This is a genomic window from Vicinamibacteria bacterium (assembly GCA_035620555.1).
In the GTDB taxonomy this organism is placed as follows: domain Bacteria; phylum Acidobacteriota; class Vicinamibacteria; order Marinacidobacterales; family SMYC01; genus DASPGQ01.
On record DASPGQ010000208.1, the window covers coordinates 1 to 3,724 of the forward strand.

2 protein-coding genes are annotated in these 3,724 nt (G+C 63.4%); both read right to left on the reverse strand.

Features of this window, described 5'->3' with window-relative positions; all coding sequences use genetic code 11:
- Window positions 1–559 (reverse strand): response regulator transcription factor (locus VEK15_08380; protein ID HXV60696.1); only part of this gene is annotated, 559 nt, incomplete at its 3' end.
- Between the two features lie 91 nt (window positions 560–650).
- On the reverse strand, window positions 651–3,724 hold a 3,074-nt coding region (locus VEK15_08385; protein ID HXV60697.1), incomplete at its 5' end, for a two-component regulator propeller domain-containing protein.

Below are 3,724 nucleotides of genomic sequence, written 5' to 3' on the forward strand. Positions count from 1 at the left end.
TGGCGGCGGTCTTGTAGCTGCAGCCTTCGACGAGGAGCTTCAGCAGTCGAAGCTCGTGCGGGGTCAAGCCGTAGTCCGCTTTCTCAGGCGGGCGGATCTCACGAAAGAGGGTGAGGACCCGCCGCGCAACCTCGGGCGACATGGGAGCTCCGCCGGTCAGAGCTTCCTTCAATCCCTCGAGCAAGCGTGCGGGAGGCGTTTTCTTGAGAAGATAACCCGAGGCCCCGGCACAGAGTGCATCGAAGATACGCTCGTCGTTGTCGTAAACGGTCAGAACGACGAGGACGAGGTCGGGACGAGCTTCCTTGAGCCGGCGGATGCCGTCGATGCCGGACATTCCAGGCAGGCCGAGGTCGATCAAGACGATATCTGGGGGATTGGAGACGATTGTCGGCAGCGCCGTCTCCATCGAGCGGTAGCTCCCCGTGCAGCGGTAACCGTCGGTACCGTTGATGAGAAAGGCGAGGCCCTCCCGGATGTCGCGTTGATCTTCCACGAGCGCAACCCGAATAGGGGGGTTGGGGTTGGGCTTGGAGGCGAGATGGTTTTTGTCGCGCACGGCCGAGTGTCCGGAAGCAATGGGTGTCATTCAAGCCGGATGTCAGTCTGAAGTCTAGTCCTGTGAACCGAGTTTGCCACTGGGTATTTGCCTAGCGGCTTCGAAGGCGGTCGGTCCATCCGTGACGCTGGAGAGGAACTCGGAGCGCGACGGTCGTACCCTCTCCTGGCACCGAGGTCACATCCAGTGTCCCGCGCAGGTTCTCCGCGCGTCGCTTCATGCTTGAAAGCCCGTTGCCTTCGCTGGCTCTCGCGATCTGAGCCGAGTCGAACCCGGAACCATCGTCGCTCACCCGCAGCGCCAGCCACCCGTCGTCGAGTCCCAGTTCGATTCTCGCGACCCGGGCACCGGAGTGACGCGTGAGGTTGTTGACGGCCTCCTTGAAAACCAGAAATATCTCGCGTCGTGTGTCGGCCTCCAGAGGTACGTCGTCACTGTTGGCGAGGACGCTGAATCGCATGGCGATGTCGCTGGCGCCAAGCAAGTCGTCGCCAAAGCGACGCATGCGACGCGTCAAGTCATCTAGTCGGTCTCTCGCCGGGTTGACGGCCCAGACGATGTCGCTCATGGAGTCGACGAGCTCGCGTGAGACCGCCGCGATACGGGACAGCCGCTCGCTCGTGGCCGGCTTTGCGCCGTCGAGGTCGCGCTGCGCTACCTCGGACAGGATGGCGATTCGCGACAGGTTGGAGCCGATGTCGTCGTGGAGGTTCGTGGCGAGCCCAGTGCGAATGGCCTCGAGCTCCAAGCGCCGTCGCCACCGGAGACGTTTCAGCGACTCGATCGCTAGCGTTGCCAGAATCACTACCACGATGAAAAACCACCAGCTGGACCACCACGGCGCTGCAATCGTGAAGGCGACCGAAGCGGGCTCCTGTTCCGAGGCGCCGGCCTCGGTGACCGCCCTGACCTGGAAACGGTAGGATCCCGGGGCAAGTCGGGCATAGTGAACCGACCGCTGCTCGCTCGGAGGGCTCCAGTTCGTGTCGGCTCCCTCGAGGCGATACTGGTACCGGAGGGAGCCCTCAGAACGGAAGCTGAGGCCGACGAAGTCGATCTGAAGGTTGTTCTGCGAGCCGGCCAGACGGACCGAAGGGACCTCGTGCGTTCCTCGCTCGGGAAGCCAGAGGCGCTCCCCGGCAATCAGGACGTTCGTGAGCTGAACCGGCGGCGGTAGAACGTCGGGTGACACCGAGCGCGGATCGAAGCGCGTGAGGCCGGTCTGGGTCGCGACCCACAAATAGCCATCCTTGTCCGTGCGGAGGTGGCTGATGTGGCTCCCCACGAGTCCGTGCCGAGTCGTGAAGCGGCGTATATGGCCCGTATCGGGCTCGAGTCGGTCGAGGCCGTTCGTGGAGCCAAGGTAAACGTTGCCCAGGGGATCGTCGGCGGCCGTCAGGATGGAATCACTCGAAAGGCCGTTGGCCGTGGAGTAGTGAATCCACTTCGGTTCTCGCGCGCTGGGCTCGGCCGTCATCGAGACGCCGACGGAGCTTGTCCCAACCCAGAGCCGTCCCCGACTGTCGGCGAACAGAAGACTGCATACCGTCGTGGGCAACCCTTCAGTCGGCAAGAGACGCTCGAGCCGTCCGTCGACGACTCGCACGGTCTCGCGGTGCGTTCTGAACCAGATCGTCCCGGAGCCATCGCTCACGATATCGCTCGCCCCGTCGTCCTCGTCGAAGCCTTCGAGGGGCAAGAAATCGAAGAACGGCTGCTCGGTCCGTTTCGGGTCGAAGACGTAGAGGCCCCGACGACTAGCGACCCATATTTGCCCGGAGGCGTCTTCGTGGATTCCGCTCGTCCAGCCGCCGAAGAGAGTGCCATCCAGGATCCCGTCCGCCGCAGTGAACCGGTGTCCCCGCTCGAGCTGCAATTCGGGCCCACGGAAGCGGTAGAGCGCACGACTCGACGCAATCCACCAGTCTCCGCCGCTGTCCTGGAGGACTTGAGTCGATTCCATGTTCATGACCTCACGGAATCGCGGATCCTCTGAGCGGGGGACCGGCACAATCTTCACGCCCACGACCTCGGCCAGGCCACGTCGAAGCGTGCGCACGTAAATGCGGCCGTCGTGCGAGGGGATGACCAGGTTGACGGACGGGTCCGGGAGCCCGTCCTGTGTCGTCCAGGCCACGGGGCTCCGCGTAGCGAGCTTCACCGGTCCGGCCCAGGTGCCAATCCAAAGATTCCCGTCACGGTCCCTCGTCAGCGCCCAGATGAAATCGTTCCGGAGGCCGTGGGCCGTGGTGTAGAGCTCCTGAAGGCCGCCCACATATTTGATGAGCCCGTGTGTCGTTCCAATCCAAAGGGTGCCGTCGAGGTCGGCCCACATCGACCAGATCTCCTGCGATGGAGCGAGGGCCAGGGGCAGCTGTCTCCAACTTCCCGGTTCGGTGCTCACTGCGGGCGGAGAGTACTCGAACATCGCGAACCGATTCGCCGCGAGAATCCGGCCCCTCGCGTCTTCGATGATGGCGCGGACCCTGTACTCCGCGATCGGCTCCGGGGACACAAAGCGCGTCATCTGGCCTCGCTCTATCTGCACCAGCCCTTCGCTGATTCCAGCCCAGATGCGTCCTCGGCTGTCAACGAGCAGCGTGCCGATTACGGACGGCCCGCCCGGAAGAATCGCCTCGAACTGCAGCGAGGAGGGGTCCGCGCGGTACAGTCCGTCGTCCGTAAGGCACCAGAGGGTCCCATCCGCGTCGAACCCGATGTCTTTCACGTGGTTCGAAGCATCGGAATCGCCGACACTGTGGGTTTCGAACACGAGAGGTCGATCCGAGATCTGCTCTTCAACGGGCCACCCATCTGGTGGCTCCTCGCTGAGACGGGCCACACCGCCGCCATTCATTCCCACCCACAAGCGCCCCTCACGATCTTCAGCGATCGAGCTCACGAGAGGGTACCCGAGGCCCTCGCGGAGGCCATAATTCTGAAAGCCGTAACCGTCAAAACGGGTCAGGCCGTCGTTGCTCCCGAACCAAAGATAGCCCTTCTCGTCCTGGTAGAAAGCTACGACCTGCGTCTCCGCAACACCTTCGGCGCTTCCGTAGTTTTCGAAAGCAAGTTGCTCCGCCAGAGAGCTCGCAACGGCGGCGGTGAGGCAGAAGGGCAAGAAGACCCAAACGACCGAAGGAGATCGCAGACGCGGCCAACGTT